Source organism: Geothrix sp., assembly GCF_049292215.1.
Lineage (GTDB): Bacteria > Acidobacteriota > Holophagae > Holophagales > Holophagaceae > Geothrix.
In genome coordinates this window covers 13,082-33,735 of record NZ_JBATQW010000089.1, presented here as the reverse complement: position 1 = coordinate 33,735, position 20,654 = coordinate 13,082, and the positions used below count along the sequence as shown (strand labels likewise).

The window sequence follows — 20,654 nt, the reverse complement described above, 5'->3', positions numbered from 1 at the left end:
GGCCTGGGCCTACCGCTGGCTCCGAGCCTGGCTGCGGCGCGAGCCCCTGCCCGGGCCGCCGATTCGGGTGCAGGAGCCCGAGACCTGGGTGAAGGAGGCCCTGACAGCGGCCGACCCCGTCACCGTGGTCTGGCCCGCCGAGCGACTGCGGGGCCCGCTCACCGTGAACGGCCAGCGGCTGCCACACCGCCTTGGGAGGAGCTGGCGCTTCCGGGGCCGGGTGCGCTTCGCAGCGGATTTTCCCGTGCGTGACCTCCGGGGGTTGGTGCGCGTCAGGGCCGATGCGCAGGGCTGGCGTCTCGAATGGACGGTCTCCAGGGACGCCTGGATCGCAGCCGCCGCCGAGGGCGAGCTGGGTGTCGATGCACCCTTCGAGGCCCGCCGCGCCCTGGCCGCCGTGCTGGGCCGCTGGCTGGAGGGCCATCCGCGGCAGCACGAGGGGGGCGCGCTCTGTCCGCTCACCCACTGCGCCGTGGTGCGGGGCGTGGCCTCGGCGGACACGGCGGGGGCCGTGGCGGTCTCGCCGGAGCTGAACCTCGACGCGCGCTGGGCCTTCTTCACGGGCTCGGCCGGAGGTTGCGGACTTAGTCCCCGCGGGGTCTGGGGCGAGGGCCCCGTGGGCCCAGGTGAGGTTACCGTGGTGCCCGGAGACCGCTGGGCAGCATGGGAGCGCACCCTCAGCGCCGCCCAGGTCGCCGCGCTGAAGCGGGACGTCAAGCCTGGCCTGAAGCCGGGTCAGCTGGGCCTCCGGCTGGGGGAGTCCGGCCCCTATGCCGTGGAGGATCTGCGCCTGGCCGCGGGCCGCCGGTTCGGCTGGACCACCTGGCCCAGCAACGCCTGTGAAGGCGAGGTTCAGGCGGACGGATCCCTGCGCCTCCGCGGCCGCGGCTGGGGCCACAACGTGGGGCTCTGCCTGGCCACGGCCCGGTTCCGGGCCGGCCAGGGCGCCACCGCGGAGCAGATCCTGGCCGAGGCCTTTCCCGTTACTTGGCGGCTGCCGTGACCTGGTCGGTGTACCTGCTCCAGTGCAGCGATGGCACCCTCTACTGCGGCATCGCCCTGGACGTGGCGGCGCGACTGGAGCTGCACCAGGCCGGAAAGGGCGCCAAGTACACACGGGGCCGCGGGCCGCTGCAGCTGGTCTACTCCGAAGCCTACGCCACCAAGGCGGAGGCCCTGCGCCGGGAGCGGGCCATCAAGCGGCTACCGCGTGGGGCCAAGCTCAGGCTGTGCGGCCCCGGGCCATCTCGCTGAGCAGCGCCGCGGCGGCGGCCTTCGGATCCTCAGCCTTGAAGAAGGCGTTGCCCGCCACGAGGGCATCGGCCCCGGCGCGGATGAGGTCGGCGGCGTTCTTCATGCCCACGCCGCCATCCACCTCGATGAAGAAGGGGATGCCGCGCTCGGTGCGCAGGGCGCCGAGCCGCTTCACCTTGTCGAGCACGCGGGGGATGAAGCTCTGACCGCCGAAGCCGGGGTTCACGCTCATGAGCAGCACGAAGTCGAAGTCCCCGACGAGGTCCACCAGCGTGTCCACGGGCGTGCCGGGGTTCAGCACCACGCCGGCCTTGCCGCCGGCCTTGCGGATGGCGTCCAGGGTGCGGTGCAGGTGGGGATCAGCCTCCTGGTGGATGCTCACCCAGTCGGCACCCGCCTTCACGAAGTCGGCGGCGTAGCGCAGGGGCTCCACGATCATCAGGTGGCAGTCCAGGGGCAGGGTGGTGGCCTTGCGCAGGCTCTCCACCACCGGCAGGCCGATGGTGATGTTGGGCACGAAGCGGCCGTCCATGACGTCCACGTGCACCACCTGGGCCCCGGCGGCCTCGATCATGCGCAGCTCCTCGCCCAGCCGCGTGAAGTCGGCGGAGAGCAGGGATGGGCAGAGGAGGGGGGCGGGGGGGCGCAGGTTCATGGGTCTAGTGTGCCAGGGGGACTTCCGCCCCGTTCACCCACAGCCGTCCCGGCCGCACCTTCCGCAGGGCTTCGGGGGTGATCTCCCCCAGGGGCGCCTGCACCCACAAGAGATCCGCCACGGCCCCCTTCTGGATCGTACCGAATTCCTTGGCCCGGCCCAGGGCGGCGGCGTTGCCGCCGGTGTAGGCGCGGACGGCCTCCAGGCGGGAGAGCCGCTGGTCCGGCAGGAAGCCCCCCGGGGGATCGCCCTGGGGATCCTGCCGCGTCTCGGCTGCGGCGAGGCTCACGAAGGGGTTGGCGTCCTCCACGGGGGCATCGCTGCCGAAGGCCAGCAGGGCATCGCCTGCAGCGAAGCTGCGCCAGGGGAAGGCTTCGTTCAGTCGTTCGGGCCCCAGGCGGGCCGGAGTCCAGCTGTGGTCCGAGGTGCAGTGCACCGGCTGCACGCTGGCGACGATGCCCAGCTTGCCGAAGCGGGCGGCGTCCTCGGCGGTGACGATCTGCGCATGCTCGATGCGCGGGGGCAGAGTGCCCTTGCCCTTCTTCATGGCCGTGGCCAGCAGGTCCAGGGCGGCGCGGTTGGCGGCATCCCCGATGGCGTGGATCGCCGGCTGGTACCCGGCGCGCAGCGTGATGGCGGCGTCGGTACCGACTTTGGCGGGATCCGTGACCCACAATCCCTTTGTGGCGGGCTCGTCGGCGTAGGGGGCCAGCAGCCGGGCACCGCGGCTGCCCAGGGCGCCATCCAGGTAGAACTTCACCCCCTGCACCTGGAAGAAGGAGAGCTGCTTGCGCTTGCCGGGCCGCAGCTCCTTCAGCATCAGGTCGTGGTCATGGGTCAGGTAGGCGAAGACGCGGATGGGCAGGGTGCCGGCCTCCGCCAGCCGACGGTAGGCGGCCAGCTCGCGGCCGTCCACGCCCATGTCGGCCACGGCGGTGAAGCCGTCGGCCCGAAGGGCCAGGAGCCCGGCCCGGAGCCGGGCTTCCACCTGGGCCTCCGTGGGCGCCGGGATGTGCTTCGTCACCAGGTCCATGGCCGCGTCCAGCAGGATGCCGCTGGGACGCCCGTAGCCGTCCTTGAGGATGCGCCCGCCCTCGGGGTCGGGTGTGTCGGGCCCGATGCCCGCGATGGCCAGGGCCGCGGTGTTCACCCACACGGCGTGTCCGTCAACCCGCTGGAGGCAGGTCGGACGGGTTCCTGTGAGCGCATCCAGGTCCAGGGCCCGGGGGAAGGTCTTGGCGGGCCAGCGGTTCTGGTCCCAGCCGCGGCCCTGCAGCCAGCCCTCGGGATGGGCGTCCGCCCAGGTGCGGATTCGCCCAAGGGTTTCCGGCAGGCTGTCCAGGCCCGCGAGATCGACCTTCCAGGCCAGGGCTCCGAGGCCGCCCACGTGAGCATGGCCCTCGATCAGGCCCGGCAGGAGGGTGCCGCCGGGGAGGTCCACGCGCTGGGCCTTCGGGTGGGACCGGGCGATGGCCTCGATCGGACCCACGGCCAGGATCTTCCCCTTCTGGATGGCCACGGCCTGGCCCTTCTGCGGGCCCTGGGCGGTCCAGACATCGGCACCGGTGAGGAGCTGGACTTGGGCGGGGGGCGGAGGCGGCAGGGGCATGGGAACTCGCGGAGGGGAAGGGCCAGTGTAGCGTCCGGACGCCTTCGAGGGATAAGGTGGATCCATTCGGAGGCCTCATGTACCAGAAGGATTTCCTGGAGCAGGTGCGCACGCAGCTGACAGTGAAGGAAGATCCGGCCAAGCTGCGCGAGCGGACCTTCGAGACCAGCTCGGGCATCCCACTCAAAAACAGCTACACCCCGGCGGACCTAGCCGAGTTCGATCCCCTCAGGGATCTGGGGGCGCCGGGCAGGTATCCCTTCACGCGCCATGTGCAGCCCTCCGGCTACCGGGGCCGTCTCTGGACCATGCGCCAGTACGCGGGCTTCGCCACCGCCGAGGAGAGCAACGCCCGCTACCGCTACCTGCTGGAACAGGGCACCACGGGCCTCTCGGTGGCCTTCGACCTGCCCACCCAGATCGGCATGGACCCCGACCATCCCATGGCCCTGGGTGAAGTGGGCAAGGTGGGCGTGAGCATCAGCTCCATCCACGACATGCGCCGCCTGTTCAATGACATCCCCCTGGACAAGGTCAGCACCAGCATGACCATCAACGCCCCCGCGGCGGTGCTGCTGGCCCTCTACCTCGCCGTGGCCGAGGAGCAGGGCGTGCGCCTCGACCAGGTGAGCGGCACCATCCAGAACGACATCCTCAAGGAGTACATGGCCCGCGGCACTTACATCTTTCCGCCGCGCCAGAGCCTGCGGCTCATCACGGACATCTTCGCCTTCTGTGCGGAGCAGGTGCCCAACTGGAACACCATCTCCATCTCGGGCTACCACATCCGCGAGGCGGGCTGCACCGCGGCCCAGGAGATCGCCTTCACCCTGGGCGACGGCATCGCCTACGTGCAGGCAGCCCTGGACGCGGGCCTGAAGCTGGAGGTCTTCGCGCCGCGGCTCAGCTTCTTCTTTAACGCCCACAACCAGTTCTTCGAGGAGGTGGCCAAGTTCCGCGCCGCCCGCCGCCTCTGGGCCCGAATCATGAAGGAACGTTTCAAGACGACCGATGCAAAAAGCCAGATGTTGCGATTCCACACGCAGACCGCGGGTAGCACCCTCACGGCGCAGCAGCCGGACAACAACATCGTGCGCACCACCGTCCAGGCCATGGCCGCCGTCTGTGGTGGCACCCAGAGCCTGCACACCAACAGCCGCGACGAGGCCCTGGCCCTGCCCACCGAGGTGAGTGCCCGAATCGCCCTAAGAACACAGCAGATCCTGGCCTTCGAGTCCCGCGTGGCGGACGTGGTGGATCCCTTCGCAGGAAGCTACTTCGTGGAGTCGCTTACGGATGAGTTGGAGGCCCGCGCGGCGGCCCTGCTGGCCAAGGTCGATGACCTGGGCGGCATGGTCAGTGCGATCGAGAAGGGCTTTCCCCAGCGGGAGATCCAGAACGCGGCCTACGCCTACCAGAAGGCCGTGGAGAAGGGCGAGCAGGTGGTGGTGGGCGTCAACAAGTTCACCGTCACCGGTGAGCCGAAACCGGATCTGCTGCGGGTGGATGAGGCCCTGGGTGCCCAGCGTCGCACCCAGATTGCGGCGGTGCGGGCGGCGCGCGACCAGGCTGTGGTGGATGACCGGCTGTCATCCCTGCGGGAGTCCGCGGCGGGCACCGAGAACCTGATGCCGCGCATTCTGGCGGCCGTCAAGGCCGAGGCGACCGTGGGGGAGATCTGCGACACCCTGCGTGGCGTGTTCGGGGAATACCAGGAACACCTGGTGTTCTGACTTGGCTGGTTCGGCGTTCCGGGCCGGTTTGTGAAAGCGGGCATCCGAATTGCAACTACCTCGCTGAACCTGTCCCGGTCTCCGGGACACCAGCCCCAGGAGGCACCATGCGCACCCTCACCCTCATCGCCGCTGCGGCGCTGATTCTCGCCGTTCCCGCCCAGGCCAAGATGCCCTGGGTGAAGAAGGCCCAGGAACTCGGCCATGCCGAGATCAAGGATTGCAAGGCCTGCCACGTGGGCATGGCCAAGAAGGGCGGGGAGCTGAACGAGCGCGGGAAGTTCCTCGAGGACATGAAGGCTAAGAAGAAGGCCGCCGAAGTGGACCTGGCCTGGCTGAAGGACTACAAGGGCAAGTGATCCCCGTGCATGACTGGAATCGAAACGCCGGGTTGCCTCCCCCACCCGGCGTTTTTCACAGAGTCTCAAGGGTTTGGTGACACTCAGGCTGACCTGTCATGCTTGACCGCAATCAACCTCAAGTTCTCACACCTTTTTGGAGGCACCATGCGACGCGCCCTGTCCGTCACCCTGATCCTGGCTCTCGCGGGCCTGTCGGCCCAGGCCAAACTCCCCTTCGTCAAGAAGGCAAAGGACCTCGGCTTCGCTGAGATCACCGGTTGCCAGTCCTGCCATGTGGACAAGATGCCGAAGAAGGGGGCTTCCGAGTCCAACGAGCGCGGCAAGTTCCTCCTCAAGCTGAAAGCCGAGAAGAAGGCTGCCGAGGTGGATCTGGCCTGGCTGAAGGACTACAAGGGCAAGTGAGCCTGGGCAGGTCCGAATCAAACCGCCGGGAGGCATTTGCCACCCGGCGGTTTTCTTGTTTCTACCAAGTGAGACGCGTTTCTCGGCCTTTGGCGTGACCTAAATCACCAGAAGGTCGTATTTCGTCGGGTTCTCAGGCTAGAGTTTAGAGGACTGACGAGGTGGCTATGCGTCTTCTGCTTGCTGGGTTGATGTCCGTGGTGATGTTCGCGGCTGCGCCGACGCCCAAGGACTGCACCTCCTGCCATGAGGTTGACCTCGTCGCCTTCGAAGCATCGAAGCATGGGGGCATGGGCTGCGTCGGCTGCCACAGCAGCATCACCAGCCTGCCGCACGCCGACAAGCCGAAGCCCGTGACCTGCGCCAGCTGTCACGAGGACCAGGTCAAGGCCTATTCGAAGAGTGTCCATGGCCAGGCCAAGCTGCACGGCATGACCGACACGGCCACCTGCCAGTCCTGCCATGGCTCGGCCCACAAGATCCAGTCCGGCAGCCAGCCCACCTCCCCGGTGAACAGCAAGAACCTGGCAGACACCTGCGGGGCCTGCCACTCCAACCCCAACTTCCTCGCCAAGCACAAGATCCCCTTCGCCAAACCAGTGGAGGCCTACCGGCTGAGCGTGCATGGCCGCGAAGTGGCCAAGGGCAACACCTCGGCGCCCTCCTGCTCCAACTGCCATGGCAGCCACGACATCCTGGCCTCGAAGGACCCCAAGGCCAAGGTCAACCGCGCCAACGTGGCCGAGACCTGCGGGGTCTGCCACAACGACGTGCAGGCCATCTACGCCGACAGCGTGCATGGCCTGGCGGTCAAGCGTAGCTCCAACGATTCACCCACCTGCACGGGCTGCCACGGCGAGCACAGCATCCTGGCGCCCAAGGAAGCTGGCTCCCTGGTGAATCCCGCCCGCGTCTCCACCGTGACCTGCGGCCGCTGCCATGGTGACGAGCGCATGAACTCCCGCTACGAATTCGGCGACAAGGTGCCGGCCTTCCAGGACAGCTTCCACGGCCTTGCCATTCGTGGCGGGCAGAAGACGGCCGCCAACTGCGCCTCCTGTCATGGCGTGCACAACATCCTGCCCTCGGCGGACATCCGCTCCACCATCAATCCCGCGAACCTGCAGAAGACCTGCGGGCAGTGTCATCCGGGCCTGGGGGAGAAGATCAGCCACGGCCGGGTCCACGTCCGCACCGCCGGTGGCGCCGAGCACATCTCTGTCCAGTGGATCCGCTGGGCCTACTACGCCCTCATCCCCATGACCATCGGCTTCATGCTCTTCCACAACGGCATCGACTGGCTGGCCAAGCTGCGCAGGCACAAGCCGCACCATGGGACAGGCGAGCAACTGCCGCGTATGAATAAGTGGTTCCGCATCACCCACGGGATGGTCATGGTCAGCTTCATCGTCCTTGTCATCACCGGGTTCGCCCTCAAATTCCCGGATGCCGGGTGGGTCCAAGCCGTTGGCCTGCATGGTGCAGGCGCAACCAGGGCCATCCTGCACCGCATCGCGGCGGTGGTGATCTCGGCGGCCACGGTGCTCCACTTCATCCACTTGGCCCTGGTCAAGAAGGACAGGGTGATACTGATCGAGCTGCTCCCCGGCTGGCAGGACGCCAAGGACATCGTGAACACCCTCCGCTACAACCTGGGACTCACCGACAAGCGACCCACCTTCGGCATGTTCGGCTACGCCGAGAAGATGGAGTACTGGGCCTTCATGTGGGGCACCGTGGTGATGGCGGTGTCGGGTCTCCTGCTCTGGGCCCAGAACTGGAGCCTGCGCCACTTCCCCACCTGGGTGCTGGACGCCGCCACGGCGGCCCACTGGTACGAGGCCATCTTGGCCACCCTGTCCATCCTGGTCTGGCACTGGTACCTGGTGATCTTTGATCCCGATGTCTATCCCATGGACTTGGCCTGGCTGACGGGCAAGGCCTCCGCCGATCACCTGCGCGAAACTCGGCCGGAATACTACCGGCAACTCATGGAGAAGGGGAACCCGGAGGGCGGTTCCGATACCGGGGGTGAATCCGGGCACTGAAGCCAGGGAAATGTGATCTCCGTCTGAGGAACTCAAACAACCTTTAAGTGGATAATAGGGGGGCCTTCCTCTCTGGGCCTGTCCCTGTTTCACTGCCTCCACTCACGAGGTTCGATCATGCCGCTGGATTCGCTTCTGTCCGCTCGCCCCGTTGCCGCCCCCTTCCGCCGTAGGCTCAGGTGGGCCCTGCCCCTGGTCTGGCTGGCCTGCGGACTCCTGTCCACGGCGCCGATCCATGCCGCGGGCCCCAAGGCCGTCCAGGAAGGCTGCCTGGACTGCCACGGCGACAAGGACGCCACGAAGGAGGGGCCGGGTGGCAAAGCGGTCTCCCTCTTCGTGGATGCCACCCGCTTCGGCAAGGCCGTGCACGGCACGCTGGCCTGCAAGGACTGCCATGCCCAGATGCACAAGGACCACCCCGGCGACGGCAATCCACCTCCGAAGGTGGCCTGTGGGAACTGCCACTCCGAGCAGGAGAAGGTGTACCAGGGCAGCATCCACGGCATGAGCAAGGCAATGGGGGCCTCCGCCGCCCCTGGCTGCGCCGACTGCCATGGAAACCACTACATCGTCCCGGTGAAGCAGCACGATTCACCGGTCTACAAGATGAACCTGCCCAAGACCTGCGCCAAGTGCCATGCCAACAAGGGCATCACTGACGAGTACAAGATGAAGTTCCCCAAGGTGGGGGACCAGTATCAGGAGAGCATTCACGGCATGGCCCTGCTCCAGAAGGGCCTGATCGTGGCCCCCAGTTGCAACGACTGCCACGGCGTGCATGACATCAAGCGCAGCGTCGATCGCAGCTCGCCCATCAACCACGCCAACGTGGCCAAGACCTGCGGCAAGTGCCACGTCACGGTCGAGGAGATCTACAACCAGAGCATCCACGGGCAGCTGCTGGCCAAGGGCGATCCCCGCGGCCCCGTCTGCATCCAGTGTCACTCCGCCCACCAGATCGAGACGCCCGCCAACGCCCACTTCAAGGCTGGCAGCGATCTGGTCTGCGGCAAGTGCCATGCGGACCGCCTCGAACACTACCGCGACACCTACCACGGCAAGGCCATGGCCCTGGGCAAGGCCAACTCCGCCAGTGCAGTGGCCGCCTGCTATGACTGCCATGGGCACCACGATGTGCGCCGGGCTGCCGATCCCGACTCCAGGCTGTCCCCCGCCAACATCGTCAACACCTGCAAGCAGTGCCATCCAAAGGCGACGACCAGCTTCACCAAGTACGCCCCCCATGCCAACCCCATGGATCGCAAGAATTATCCAATTCTCAACTACGTCTTCATCGTCATGACCACCTTGCTGGTCTGCACCTTCGCCCTCTTCGGCGGGCACACCCTCCTCTGGCTGTTCCGGTCCATCTGGCTCTATCGCCACGACTCCAAGCAGTTCCGCGAGGCCAAGGCCAAGATCCAGGAGGATGACGAGCAGTTCACCCGCTTCCAGCCCTTCGAGCGGTTCCTGCACATCCTGGTCGTCACGAGCTTCCTGCTGCTCACGATCACGGGCATGCCGCTGAAGTTCTACTACACCGACTGGGCCAAGGCGATCTTCAGCTTCTTCGGCGGGGCCGAAGTGGCCCGCACCCTCCATCACTTCGGTGCGGTGGTGACCTTCGTCTACTTCGTGCTCCACGTGAGCACCATGCTCAGCCACCTCTGGAAGCGGCGCGACTATCTGAAAAACCCCGAGACCGGGCGCTTCCAGTTCTCCCGACTCCTTAAGGCGATGGCCCACCCCGACTCCATGATCCCCACCAAGCAGGACCTGGATGATTTCATCGCCCACAACAAGTGGTTCTTCGGGAAGGGACCGCGGCCGGAATTTGATCGCTGGACCTACTTCGAGAAGTTCGACTACCTGGCCGTGTTCTGGGGCGTGTTCGCCATCGGCGTCTCGGGCCTGATCATGTGGTTCCCGGAGTTCTTCAGCAGGTTCATGCCGGGCTGGATGATCAACGTCTCGCTCATCGTGCACTCCGACGAGGCGCTGCTGGCTTCCGGCTTCATTTTCACCGTCCACTTCTTCAACACGCACTTCCGCCTGGAGAAGTTCCCCATGGATACGGTCATCTTCTCCGGCCGCATCTCCAAATCCGAGATGCTCCACGAGCGCAAGCGCTGGTATGACCGCCTAGTCGCCGAGGGTCGCCTGGACGACTACCGCGTGAAGGACGAGTGGGAAGCCTGGAAGGGCATCGCCCGCAGCACCGGCTACATCTTCTTCGGTGTCGGTCTCGCGCTACTGGTCCTCATCATCTACGCCATGACCTCACGCCTCTCACACTAAGGGCCTATGGAATGAAGACGGGGGCCCGGGTTCATCCGGGCCCCCGTTCTATTCGGAAGGCCTGGACTCGGATCTTGGCGCCTGTGATGCGGGTCACCGAGGCGCATTTGACCCAGCCATACACTTCTGTGGCACAATCATGACAGTCCACCTTTGGCTCGACCTGGATGTCGAGTCCACCACAGGAGCCACCATGCGCCGCATCACCCTGCTCACCGCCCTGCTCGCCTTGGCCGTCGCCCCTGTGGCCAATGCCAAGATGACCACCGTCAAGGGTGCCAAGTGCACCGTCTGCCACGAGGGCTCGCCCAAGGACAAGAAGTTCAACCCCGCCACCGTCAAGATGATGGCGAAGTACAAGGAAGCTCAGTGCAAGGAATGCCACGGCTTCGCCGATGGCAAGCTGACCACCACCAAGAAGTCCCTCTAGTTCCTGGTTGAACTGGAAGTGGGGAGCGCTGACCGGCGTCGTATCGCCTGCCAGCGCTCCTTGCATTTCGGTTCCTGGTGACGCTTGGAGTGGGGATTGTCTACAGCCCGAGCAGGGAACGGGCCTCTGCTTCCATCCGATCCAGCAGGGCGACATCGGTGCGGCTCTGGAGGTAGACCTTCAGCTTGGGTTCCGTGCCGCTGGGGCGGAAGGCGGCAAAGGCGCCGCTCTCCAGGCGGAACTTCAGGGCGTTGCTGCGCGGGATGGGCAGGGCCACGCTTTTGTCGTCGGGTCGATCGAGGATCGGCTCGCTACGGCCTTCGCGGTGCCAGAGGCCCGTCTGGAAGTCCTCCCAGCTGATGACCTTCTCGCCGCCCAGGGTCGCGAGCCCGGCGGTGCGGATGCGACCCATGGCCTCGGCGAAGCGCCTGGCGCCTCCAGGCCGGGGGTCCTCGAGGTTCACCAGCCGGTTGTGGAACGTTCCCACCCGAGCCATGAGGGCCTCGACAGCCTCGAACAGGGTCTGACCCATGGCCTTGTAGTGGCCGGCCATCTCGCCCACCACCAGGGCGGCGGTGACGCCATCCTTGTCCCGCAGGCTGGGGGGCAGCAGCATGCCGTAGCTTTCCTCGGCGCTGAAAGCGTAGGCCTCGCCCAACTGGTCAAGGCGGTCCATGCAGACGGCGATGTTCTTGAAGCCCGTGAGGGTCCACACCACGGGCAGGCCGTGGTGCCGCGCCACCTCGGCCATGAAGTCCGAGGTGACCACGGTGCTGATCACTGCGCCCTTGCGCCCCTTCCCGGAGCAGAGGTAGTCCAGGGTGAGGGCGGCCAGGTCGTTGCCGGTCATGAGCTCCCAGGCCCCGTTGCGCTTGGCCACCACCCCGATGCGGTCGGCATCGGGATCGTTGGAGAGGATCACCTCCGCAGCCATGGCCTCGGCTTCGGCGATGGGAGCCGCGTAGGCCGCGAGTTCCTCGGGGTTGGGGCGGGGGGCCGTGGGGAAGGTACCATCCTGGACGCCCTGGCTGGGGCTGATGGAGAGCGGGAGGGCGGCCCGCTCGAAGAGGGCCGGCACAAAAGCGATGCCCGTGCCGTGGAAGGGCGTGTAGAGGATCCGGGCGGGGGTGAAGGGTTGGGGCCGCTGGAGCAGGTCCAGCCCCAGGGCCAAGTAGGCGTTCTCCACTTCCAGCGGGATGGGGCTGATCCGGCCCTCGGGAGCGACCGGGGGCACAGGCACCACGGGCAGGGTCGCCATGTGGGCCTCGATCTCAGCGTCCCAGGGCTCCACAACCTGACCACCCAGGTCGTTGTAGGCCTTGAAGCCGTTGTATTCCTTCGGATTGTGGCTGGCGGTGATGATCACCCCGCAGGCGGAGCCCAGGGCCTTCATGGCGAAGCAGAGGAAAGGCGTGGGCAGAGGGCGCGAGCCGAGGAACACCTGGTAGCCGGCGGCGGCCAGCACCGCAGCGCTCTCGGCGGCGAACACCTCGGAGTTAATACGGGTGTCGTAGCCCACCACGGCCACCTTCTTGCCCGGGGCATGCTGCTGAGCAACCGCAGCCAACGCCAGCGTCGTCCGGCGCACATTCGGCTGGTTCATCCGGCGGAGGCCGGCAGCCATGAAGCCGCGGAGGCCACCGGTGCCAAAGGCGAGGGGCTCAAAGAAGCGGTCCTCGAGCTCCGCCAGGGATTTGGCATCGCCCCCCTCGGCCGCCCGCACAAGGGGTTCCAGGTCCGCCCGCAGGCCGGGCTCCAGGTGGGGGAAGGAGAGATACTGCTTCGCGGCGCTCAGGGACATGGGGACCTCGCAGGAACGATGCTAGAAGGTGGAAGTGGGTTGGAGGATCACGCGCCGCCCAGGGCGATGTCCTCCAGCAGGATGCTCAGGCCGGCGCTGCTGCCGTACCAGCGGAGGTCGCTGCCCAGGGCCACGATGCGGGTGAGGAAGTCCCGCAGGTTGCCGGCGAAGGTGAGCTTGTCCACGGGCTCGGCCAGCAGGCCATCGCGGATGCGAATGCCGCTGGCGCCCACGCTGAGGTCCCCGCTGACGGGGTCCACCGTGTGCAGGCCCATGATCTCCGTGATGAGCACGCCGTTCCCGGCCAGACGATAGAGCGCCTCGGTGCCTGTGTCCCCGGGCAGCGGGAACAGGTTGAAGGTGGTGGCGCCGGGCTGGCTGCCGAAGCCCCGGCCAGCGCTGGCGGTGGGGGCCATGCCCATTTCTGCGGCGGTTTTCAGCGTGTGCAGGTAGGTCCGGAGGATGCCTCCCTCCAGCAGCACGTTGCGCCGGGTGGGCAGGCCCTCGGCATCCCAGGGTTCCGTGCCCAGGGCCGGGCGGCCGGGCGCCTCGGTGAGGCGTCCGTCATCCACCAGCGTGAGCAGCGGCGAGGCGATGACCTCGCCCAACTTTCCGGCGAAAAGGCTGCGCTGCTTGAGCACGGATTCTGCGTCCAGCATGCCCGCCACGATTCCGAGCAGGTCTACGGCCACCTCGGGATGCAGCACCACAGGGTATCTCCCGGCGGGCAGCCGCTGGGGATTCAGCTTCCGTTCCCCCTTGAGGGCGGCCTCCTGGCCGATAGCGGCCAGGTCCAGACCAGTGCGGCGGGAGACATCCCAGTGCCAGGCCGCCTGGCGCTCTTCGCCATCCGCCACGGCCAGTTCGATGGAGGCCGAGCAGCTGGACCAGACATCGGCGGCACGCACCCCTGTCTGGGTAAGGAGCAGACTGGCCCCGGAGCCGTCGCTCCAGGTGGATTCCCGCACGGCGGCGACTTTTTGGGAGCTCTTCCTGGCTTCAGCCTCAAGCTCCATGGCCCAGCCGATGCGCTGTTCCGGGGTGATGGCTTCGACGGCGGGGTCGAACCGGCTGGGGAGATCGTCCTCGCCGGAGGGCTCGGCCTGGCGCAGCCAGGGGTCCTCGTCACCGAGGGCGCTGAGTTCCCAGGCCTGGGCGAAGAGGTTCCGGAAGTCGGCGGCGGCCAGATCGGTGGTGGTGGCCAGGCCGGTGCGAAAGCCCTTGTGGCCCGCCCGGATCACGCGCACACCGAGGCCGCCCCGCTTGCTGACGCTGAGGTCCTCCAGTGCGCCGTTCTGCACCTTGGCCTTGCGGGAGCGGGAGACGGAGGTGAACGCCTCGGCCCCTTCGGCACCCAGGGCGAGGGCGTGCTGGATGCCATCCAGGAGGCGTGTCTCGAGCGATTCCGGAATGAAAGTCGGGAAGTCGCTCATCTAGATCACGCTCGGCAGAGGTTCAGCGGTACCGCCGACCACGAGGGCGGGGCAGAGGATGGTGGGGAGGGCATCGCTGACCGGCACGCCCTGACCGTCCTTGCCGCAGGTGCCGATGTCGAAGTGGTGCAGGTCGTTCCCGATGCGGGTGAGACCCTTCAACACCTCGGGTCCGCAGCCGCTGAGGGTGGCGTTCTTCACCGGGTACAAGGCGACTCCGTTCTCCACCCAGTAGCCTTCGGTCACCTGGAATACGAAGTTGCCGGTGACGGTGTCCACCTGGCCGCCGCCCATGTGCTTGACGAGGAGACCCCGGTCCAGGTCCCGGAGGATGGCTTCGGGGGGCTCGCTGCCGGCGGCGAGGAAGGTGTTCCGCATGCGGGGGATGGGGAGGTGGCGATAGCTCTCCCTGCGGCCATTCCCGGTGGGTTCGGTGTCCATTTTTCGTGCGGTCTTCCGTGATTGGAGGTAGGCCTTGAGGACGCCGTTCTCGATGAGCACCACGCGGCTCACGGGGTTGCCCTCGTCATCGATGGCCTGGCTGCCGCGCTTGTGGGGAAGGGTGCCGTCATCGATGATGGTCACGCCCTCGGCGGCCACCTGCTGACCCAGCTTGCCCGCGAAGGAGCTCATGCCCGCCAAGGCGAGGTCTGCTTCCAAGCCGTGACCACAGGCCTCGTGGATCATGGTGCCGCCGGCGCTGCTGCTGAGCACCACGGGGAAGGTGCCGGCGGGTGCAGGCTGGGCGTCCAGGGCCTGGATGGCCAGGCGCACGGCCTCGTGGACCATGCCCGTGACGGCCTCATCGGTGAACAGCTCGAAACCCCGCGTCTCACCCAGGGGCTGGTAGCCGGTCTGGAGCTGGGTGTCGTCGCCCGCGGTGACATTGGCCCGCAGCACCACCTGGGTGCGGTGGTCTTCGGTGATGCGGCCGGACCAGACGCCGACCTCGCATTCGGCCGCGGCGATCCACACGCGCTGGGTGCTGTCGCCGTAGCCCACGGAAACCTGCCTCAGGGCGCCGGGGCGGAGGGCCTCCGCGCGGTCGCGGGCGATGGATTCCGCGCGGCGCACCAGGGCCACCTTGTCGGTCAGAGGCACCTGCACGGGATCCTGGACCACGGGACTGGGCGTCGGGAAGCGCTGGGCCACCAGGGTGGGAATGGCCGCGGCGGGACCGTTTCCGGGGGCGGCCAGGGTTCGGGCGGATTCGCACAGCTCTTCAAGGGTAGGGGCGATGAGGTCGGCGAAGCGCGTGGTCTCGCCTTCGATCAGGCGCAGGCTGGCCCCGAAGGTCTCTGAGGCCAGCACATCCTCCATGCGACCATCCTCCATGCCGAGGGCGTGGGCCCGACGGCGCTCCACATACACTTCGCCGTAGTCACCCCCATGGCTGAGCAGATCGGCTAGTACCAGGCGCAGCTCACTGGCGCTGAAGGGTGCAGGCATGTCCGGTCTCCAAGTCCGCGTGCGGCGGACTTTCCAGTCTGCCAGAAGCGCTGCTTCAGCCCTGGCGAGAAGCACGGACAGATCCCTCCCGTCGTTGGGGATCACCAGATCGGCGTGCAGGGCCCGTTCGGAGGCCGTGGCCTGGGCCCGCAGGCGCCCCAGGGCGGCAGCCCGGGTCAGGCCGTCCCGGGCCATCAAACGCTCCAGCCGGAGCGCCTCCGGGGCATCCACCACCCAGAACGCATCGAAGTGGTGGGCCCTCCCGCGCTCCACCCAGAGGGCCGCGTCGAGGATGGCGCCCCGGGTCTCCGGGGGAAGTCCGCCCAGCCGAGCTTCCAGCCGGGCCTCGATCCGGGGGTGGAGGATTCTGTTGAGCCGGGCCCGGGCGGCATCGTCAGCGAACACACAGGCTGCCATCCAGACCCGATCCAGGGTGCCGTCAGGCCCGAGGCTTGAAGGCCCGAAGGCGCGGGTGACCTCCACCAGGCCATCGCTGCCAACCGCCACCACTTCCCGTGCCAGGGCATCCGCATCGATGAGCACCCAGCCCATGGCCTGGAGTGTGGAGGCGACAAAGGACTTGCCGGCCGCGATACCGCCGCTGAGGCCCAGGAGGGGAAAGGGGTGGTAAGCCAGGGAAGCACCTCGATGGGGCATTGTGCCCCACCCCCGGGATGGCAGGAACCTGAATGGTCCGCGGCGGGTCCTACCTGAGGTCAGCGCGCCCTATCCATTCCCGGTCCGGCCTTCTACACTGGATCCTCGAACGACCAAGCCAGAGGTTGCATGAAAGACGCGTCCCCCGAACAGGCCATGGATCTGTCCCAGCTGGAAAAGCCGGTGCTGGAGCTGGAGGCCCAGATCCGGGCCATGGAGATGGACCCTTCCCAGACCAAGGAGCGGGAGAAGCTGGAAAAGAAGCTCGACAAGCTGAAGGCCGACCTGTTCACGAACCTGACCGACTGGCAGCGGGCCCAGCTGGCACGGCATCCCAAGCGCCCCTACACCCTCGACTACATCGAGCGCATCTGTGAGCGTTTCGAGGAACTGCACGGGGACCGGCGCTTCGGTGATGATGCCGCCATCGTCGCGGGCTTCGGCTGGATCGAAGGCAACCCAGTCATGGTCATCGGCCAGCAGAAGGGCCGGGACACGAAACAGAAGATCCTCCGGAACTTCGGCATGCCCAAGCCCGAGGGCTACCGCAAGGCCCTGCGCCTCATGAAGCTGGCGGAGAAGTTCCAGCGGCCCATCCTCTGCCTCATCGACACGCCCGGCGCCTATCCCGGCGTGGATGCCGAGGAGCGCGGCCAGGCCGAAGCCATCGCCCGGAACCTGCTGGAGATGGCCAAGCTCGAAGTGCCCGTGGTGGCCGTGGTCATCGGTGAGGGCGGCAGCGGTGGGGCCCTGGCCCTGGGGGTGGCCGACCGCGTGCTCATGATGGAGAACGCGATCTACTCGGTGATCTCGCCCGAAGGCTGCGCCTCCATCCTGTGGAAGGACGCCAGCCAGGCCCCGAAGGCTGCGGCGGCCCTCAAGCTCACGGCCCCGCACCTGCTGGAACTGGGCGTCATCGATGGCATCGTGAAGGAACCCCTGGGTGGCGCCCACTCGAACTTCGATGCCGCTGCCGTGGCCCTGAAGGATTCCATCATCGAGGCCTTCTCGGAGCTGTCCGAGCTGTCGGCGGATCAGCTGGTGGAGGAGCGCTACCAGAAGTTCGCCCGCATGGGCAGCGTGGTCTGACATGAAGGCGCTGCCGTGGCGCCTTCGCCGGGAAATTCCGGCGGGACCGGCGCCCTGGATGGCGATGGCTGCCGCCTGGGGCATTGATCCCAAGCTGGCTCGGTTGGCTTGGCTGCGGGGCGTGGACCGGCCCGAGGCTTTGTCCTGGCGGCTGGATCCCTCCTGGGCACGCAGTACGGACCCGCACCTGTTGCCTGGCGTGGACGAGGCCGTGGCGCGCATCCGCAAGGCCATCGAAGGCCGCGAGCGCATCGTGGTTTACGGCGACTACGACGTGGATGGCGTCACCGCCACCGCGCTGCTGATGCGCACCCTGGAGCGGCTCGGAGCCGAGGCCTCCTTCTTTATTCCCAACCGCTTCTCCGATGGCTATGGGCTCCACCTGGACTGCATCCAGGAGCTGAAGGCCACCCGCGAGCCGGCCCTGCTCATCTCCGTGGATTGCGGCGTGCGCAGCGTGGCCGAGGTGCACGCGAGTCGTGAGCTGGGCCTCGACTGGGTGATCACGGACCACCACGCCCTGGGTGCGGAGTTGCCGCCGGCCCGCGCGGTGGTGCATCCCAACCTTGGGGACTACGGCAACCGGTTCCTCGCGGGCGTCGGCGTGGCCTTCAAGCTGGCCCAGGCCCTGCTTGGCGCGGTTCCCCATCCGGCGGGTGCGGACGCGGCTTTCCTGGACGGTCTGCTCAAGCTGGTGGCCATCGGCACCGTGGCCGACGTGATGCCGCTGATCGGGGAGAACGCCCTACTCGTGCGCCGGGGCCTGGACTCGCTCGGTACGAGGAACGGGCCCGGGCTGGCCGCCCTGCTGAAGGCCGCGAAGAAGGAGGGCGTCATCGGCGCCCAGGACATCGCCTTCGGCCTGGCGCCGCGGCTCAACGCCGTGGGCCGCATGGGCGGGGCCGAGGATGCCGTTCGTCTGCTGCTGACCAAGGATCCCGGAGAGGCTGATCTGCTCATGGCGCGGGTTGAAGCGCTCAACCTCGAGCGCCGGGCGATTCAGCAGGAGGTGGCTGAGCGCCTGCCGGCGCCCTCGGAGGCGCCCTTCGATCTGGTGCTGGATGCGGCGGCCCACAAGGGCGTCATCGGCATCGTGGCGGGCCACCGCATGCGTGTCACCGGCCGTCCCGCGGGCGTCTGCATGGTCCTCGACGGTGTGGCCCACTGCAGCCTGCGGGCGCCGGAAGGCTACGACCTGGGCGAGCTGCTGGCCCTCGCCCAGCCCTTCATCCTGGGTGGCGGTGGCCACCGCGTGGCGGCCGGACTGAGCTTCGAGGCTTCCCGGTTCCCCTTCGTGCTGCAGGCTCTCCAGCGGGGCGCGGCCCTCCAGGCCGAAGGGCGGGAACGACCCGCGCTGCTGCTGGATGGTGGGCCCGACGACCTGCCTAGAGATGCCGATCTGGCCCGCCTGGAGCCCTTCGGCCAGGGCTTCGCGCCGCCTTTGAGCCGGCTCGAAGGCACTGTCGCGTCGTCAGCCGTCTTCAGTGCAGACCACTGGAAGCTGAGGCTGGCCGACCTGCCCGATCCCCTCACCTGGTTCGCCAACCACGAGCGACCCAGCCAGCCCCGCGTGGGTCAGCGGCTCTGCGTGGCTGCCTCACCCCAGGGCAGCGCCCGCTGGGGGCGCTCCTGGCTGGTGGACTCGGTCCTCGGGGAGGCGCTGCCGTGAAGGGTTCCGCCCTGCTGCAGGACCTCCCGCCCGCCCGCCACCCCCTGTGGCGGCGCCTGGGCTGGTGCCTGGTGGCCGGCACCCTGGGGCTCACACTCCATTTCCTGACCAAAGGCAGCGAGGGGATGCCCGGCCGGACCGTGGGAGGTGATGCGCTCTTCGGAGAAGGCACCCGCGGCACGAAGGGGACCCTCACCGAACAGCTGGGCCCGAATCGCATGGTGCTCTCCTACAAGGCCATCTCGGGCTCCGAACAGGACCTCCTCCTGGAGCACGTGACCGGCCGCCTCGAAGAGCAGGCTGGGCAGTGGCGCCTGCTCTCGCCCAAGGCGCGGCGGCAGGCAGGTGTGTGGACCCTCCAGGGGCCCATGGATTTGGGCGTGGCCCAGCCCGGAACCACGGTTCCTCTGGGCAAGGGCCGCATCGAGAGCGAGGGACCGGCCCTCCGCTGGAATGGTGGTGAATGGGAGGGACTGGCGCCCCTCCGCTGGGAGTCCATGGAAGGGGCCTCCCGGGGGCTCTGGAACCTGCCGGCGGGTTGGCGGCGCGAGACGGACGGAAAGCTGCGCGTGGAGCATGGCCCCGTGCGGTGGCAGGCCCCCGTCGGCGGACCGGCAGCACCGACCCTCCAGGCCATGGATGCAGAGCGCCTTTGGACGACGCCTGGCTTCCAGACCGGCCACCTGGAGGGCGTGAGAGCCAGGCTGAGCGAGGGCTCCCTGCAGGCCTCCGTGGCGGATCTGTCCCCGGACACCGTCACCTGGCCCGGGCCCCTGTCCTTTGAGCGGGCCGATGGCTGGCGCGGCGAAGCCCAGGGTGGCCGGGCCCCCAGGCCCCAGCCCGGCTCGAGCTTCCAGCAGGTGGAGTTCAGGACCTTCCGGGCCCGGCGGACCCTGGGAGCCGGAGAGGAACAACTCAGCACCGACGGGGCCCGATGGACTCCCGCAGGCCTGCGACTGGAGGGCAGTGTGGTCTGGGACCAGCCGGTGGACGGCCAGCGCCTCACCCTGAAGGCGCCGCGGGTCTTCATGCGGGAGGCTGCCGGCAAGGATCTCCCCGAATCCCTACCGGTGGGCCATGCCGTGGCGGAGGGGCAGGCCCTTCTCACCTGGGGCCGGCGCACCCTCTCCTCACCCCGGATCCAGGTGGAGCGGGCCACGCGTCGCTGGACGCTCCAGGGGCCGGTGGTGGGCCGGGGTGAGGACGGCACGTTCACGGGAGGTGCCGGTCATGGCGATCCCCGCTCCTGGACCATCGAGGGGCCCGTCCAGGTCAACCTGTTCTCGGGCGGCAGCCTGCGGGGGGCCAAGCTGGTCTGGGAAGACGCTCTCTGGACGCTGACCGGCCGGCCTGCTGCCTGGACCAGGCTCCGGGAGCGGCTCTCCGGTTCCCGCATCCTCCGCAAGGGGGAGCAGGTGAACTTCCCAGAGGGCCTGAGCGGGGCCCTCGCGGCGGCGGATGGCGACCTCTTCCTGCGGGCCGAGCGGGGTCAGAGCGAGGTCCAGAAAATCACCCTCAGCGGCGGCGTCGAGTGCCAGGGGCAGGGCTGGCGGCTGGCCGCGGACACCGTGGTCGTGACCCTGGGTGCCGATCGCTCGGTGAAGGTAGTGCAGGCGAAGGGCTCCGTGTCCCTCCGGGGTCGGCTGGGAGAGGGGCAGGGCGAGGCGCTTGAGCTGGAGCCTGAAACCCAGACGGTCAAGTGGCAGGGACGCGTGCGGGGCAAGGGGGCGGGCTCAGGCTGGTGACGCCCTCTCGAATATGGGGC

16 protein-coding genes are annotated in these 20,654 nt (G+C 67.9%); 11 read left to right on the top strand and 5 right to left on the bottom strand.

The features are described 5' to 3' along the window. Both WAS25_RS14885 and WAS25_RS14880 read left to right on the top strand, forming a co-directional pair. Positions 1 to 1,003: hypothetical protein (locus tag WAS25_RS14885; RefSeq protein ID WP_422313497.1), on the top strand; the 1,003-nt coding region annotated here is incomplete at its 5' end. After that, positions 1,000 to 1,254 carry a GIY-YIG nuclease family protein gene (locus WAS25_RS14880; protein ID WP_422313495.1) on the top strand — a complete coding sequence of 85 codons (255 nt, stop codon included), beginning with the start codon at positions 1,000 to 1,002 and terminating at the stop codon, positions 1,252 to 1,254. The genes WAS25_RS14885 and WAS25_RS14880, both read left to right, overlap by 4 nt. Here WAS25_RS14880 and rpe read toward each other — a convergent pair. Beyond that, positions 1,223 to 1,909: a ribulose-phosphate 3-epimerase gene (gene rpe, locus WAS25_RS14875; protein ID WP_422313493.1), complete on the bottom strand. Its 687-nt coding sequence runs from the start codon at positions 1,907 to 1,909 to the stop codon at positions 1,223 to 1,225. The two genes, WAS25_RS14880 and rpe, sit on opposite strands and share 32 nt — an antisense overlap. A 4-nt stretch (positions 1,910 to 1,913) precedes the next feature. After that, on the bottom strand, positions 1,914 to 3,518 hold the full coding sequence (locus tag WAS25_RS14870; RefSeq protein WP_422313491.1) for an amidohydrolase: 1,605 nt from the start codon (positions 3,516 to 3,518) through the stop codon (positions 1,914 to 1,916). 77 nt (positions 3,519 to 3,595) lie between these two features. Here WAS25_RS14870 and WAS25_RS14865 point away from each other — a divergent pair, with 77 nt between their 5' ends. The 6 genes from WAS25_RS14865 to WAS25_RS14840 all read left to right on the top strand — a co-directional run bounded on the left by WAS25_RS14865 (position 3,596) and on the right by WAS25_RS14840 (position 10,791). Further along, the gene (locus tag WAS25_RS14865) at positions 3,596 to 5,251 is read left to right on the top strand and encodes an acyl-CoA mutase large subunit family protein (protein WP_422313489.1); all 1,656 of its coding nucleotides are present in this window, start codon (positions 3,596 to 3,598) and stop codon (positions 5,249 to 5,251) included. A 107-nt stretch (positions 5,252 to 5,358) separates the two neighbouring features. Continuing rightward, on the top strand, positions 5,359 to 5,610 hold the full coding sequence (locus tag WAS25_RS14860) for a hypothetical protein (protein WP_422313487.1): 252 nt from the start codon (positions 5,359 to 5,361) through the stop codon (positions 5,608 to 5,610). Between the two features lie 147 nt (positions 5,611 to 5,757). Further along, positions 5,758 to 6,015: a hypothetical protein gene (locus tag WAS25_RS14855; RefSeq protein ID WP_422313485.1), complete on the top strand. Its 258-nt coding sequence runs from the start codon at positions 5,758 to 5,760 to the stop codon at positions 6,013 to 6,015. Between the two features lie 167 nt (positions 6,016 to 6,182). Beyond that, entirely contained in the window at positions 6,183 to 8,063 is a 1,881-nt protein-coding gene (locus WAS25_RS14850) for a cytochrome b/b6 domain-containing protein (RefSeq protein WP_422313483.1), read from the top strand. Positions 8,064 to 8,180: 117 nt separating this feature from the next. Beyond that, the gene (locus tag WAS25_RS14845; protein ID WP_422313481.1) at positions 8,181 to 10,361 is read left to right on the top strand and encodes a cytochrome b/b6 domain-containing protein; all 2,181 of its coding nucleotides are present in this window, start codon (positions 8,181 to 8,183) and stop codon (positions 10,359 to 10,361) included. A 193-nt stretch (positions 10,362 to 10,554) separates the two neighbouring features. Continuing rightward, complete coding sequence (locus tag WAS25_RS14840) at positions 10,555 to 10,791, top strand: cytochrome c3 family protein (RefSeq protein WP_422313479.1); 237 nt, start codon at positions 10,555 to 10,557, stop codon at positions 10,789 to 10,791. A gap of 100 nt (positions 10,792 to 10,891) precedes the next feature. On the opposite strand, the gene WAS25_RS14835 is transcribed toward WAS25_RS14840, so the two are convergent. The 3 genes from WAS25_RS14835 to coaE are packed head-to-tail and all read right to left on the bottom strand — an operon-like array spanning position 10,892 to position 16,131. Next, positions 10,892 to 12,592, bottom strand: coding sequence for a hypothetical protein (locus WAS25_RS14835; RefSeq protein ID WP_422313477.1), 1,701 nt, complete (start codon positions 12,590 to 12,592; stop codon positions 10,892 to 10,894). 47 nt (positions 12,593 to 12,639) lie between these two features. Further along, positions 12,640 to 14,025 carry a TldD/PmbA family protein gene (locus tag WAS25_RS14830; protein ID WP_422313475.1) on the bottom strand — a complete coding sequence of 462 codons (1,386 nt, stop codon included), beginning with the start codon at positions 14,023 to 14,025 and terminating at the stop codon, positions 12,640 to 12,642. Next, positions 14,026 to 16,131 carry a dephospho-CoA kinase gene (gene coaE, locus WAS25_RS14825; protein WP_422313473.1) on the bottom strand — a complete coding sequence of 702 codons (2,106 nt, stop codon included), beginning with the start codon at positions 16,129 to 16,131 and terminating at the stop codon, positions 14,026 to 14,028. Between the two features lie 129 nt (positions 16,132 to 16,260). On the opposite strand from coaE, the gene WAS25_RS14820 reads away from it, so the two are divergent. The 3 genes from WAS25_RS14820 to WAS25_RS14810 are packed head-to-tail and all read left to right on the top strand — an operon-like array spanning position 16,261 to position 20,634. Further along, positions 16,261 to 17,220 (top strand): acetyl-CoA carboxylase carboxyltransferase subunit alpha, encoded by a 960-nt coding sequence (locus WAS25_RS14820; protein WP_422313471.1) that lies wholly within the window; start codon positions 16,261 to 16,263, stop codon positions 17,218 to 17,220. Between the two features lie 58 nt (positions 17,221 to 17,278). Next, complete coding sequence (locus tag WAS25_RS14815; RefSeq protein WP_422313469.1) at positions 17,279 to 18,889, top strand: single-stranded-DNA-specific exonuclease RecJ; 1,611 nt, start codon at positions 17,279 to 17,281, stop codon at positions 18,887 to 18,889. Continuing rightward, a complete protein-coding gene (locus WAS25_RS14810) occupies positions 18,886 to 20,634 on the top strand; it encodes an LptA/OstA family protein (protein ID WP_422313467.1) in 1,749 nt (582 codons plus the stop codon). The genes WAS25_RS14815 and WAS25_RS14810 overlap by 4 nt, the downstream gene beginning before the upstream one ends. Positions 20,635 to 20,654: the final 20 nt, after the last annotated feature.

What these genes read in the sequence shown, in the direction of transcription:
- WAS25_RS14845 (WP_422313481.1), top strand. Translation starts at nt 8,181, where the DNA reads ATGCCGCTGGATTCGCTTCTGTCCGCTCGCCCCGTTGCCGCCCCCTTC.
- WAS25_RS14830 (WP_422313475.1), bottom strand. Translation starts at nt 14,025, where the DNA reads ATGAGCGACTTCCCGACTTTCATTCCGGAATCGCTCGAGACACGCCTC.
- WAS25_RS14840 (WP_422313479.1), top strand. Translation starts at nt 10,555, where the DNA reads ATGCGCCGCATCACCCTGCTCACCGCCCTGCTCGCCTTGGCCGTCGCC.
- WAS25_RS14815 (WP_422313469.1), top strand. Translation starts at nt 17,279, where the DNA reads ATGGCGATGGCTGCCGCCTGGGGCATTGATCCCAAGCTGGCTCGGTTG.
- WAS25_RS14870 (WP_422313491.1), bottom strand. Translation starts at nt 3,518, where the DNA reads ATGCCCCTGCCGCCTCCGCCCCCCGCCCAAGTCCAGCTCCTCACCGGT.
- WAS25_RS14835 (WP_422313477.1), bottom strand. Translation starts at nt 12,592, where the DNA reads ATGTCCCTGAGCGCCGCGAAGCAGTATCTCTCCTTCCCCCACCTGGAG.
- WAS25_RS14850 (WP_422313483.1), top strand. Translation starts at nt 6,183, where the DNA reads ATGCGTCTTCTGCTTGCTGGGTTGATGTCCGTGGTGATGTTCGCGGCT.
- WAS25_RS14855 (WP_422313485.1), top strand. Translation starts at nt 5,758, where the DNA reads ATGCGACGCGCCCTGTCCGTCACCCTGATCCTGGCTCTCGCGGGCCTG.
- WAS25_RS14860 (WP_422313487.1), top strand. Translation starts at nt 5,359, where the DNA reads ATGCGCACCCTCACCCTCATCGCCGCTGCGGCGCTGATTCTCGCCGTT.
- coaE (WP_422313473.1), bottom strand. Translation starts at nt 16,131, where the DNA reads ATGCCCCATCGAGGTGCTTCCCTGGCTTACCACCCCTTTCCCCTCCTG.
- rpe (WP_422313493.1), bottom strand. Translation starts at nt 1,909, where the DNA reads ATGAACCTGCGCCCCCCCGCCCCCCTCCTCTGCCCATCCCTGCTCTCC.
- WAS25_RS14820 (WP_422313471.1), top strand. Translation starts at nt 16,261, where the DNA reads ATGAAAGACGCGTCCCCCGAACAGGCCATGGATCTGTCCCAGCTGGAA.
- WAS25_RS14865 (WP_422313489.1), top strand. Translation starts at nt 3,596, where the DNA reads ATGTACCAGAAGGATTTCCTGGAGCAGGTGCGCACGCAGCTGACAGTG.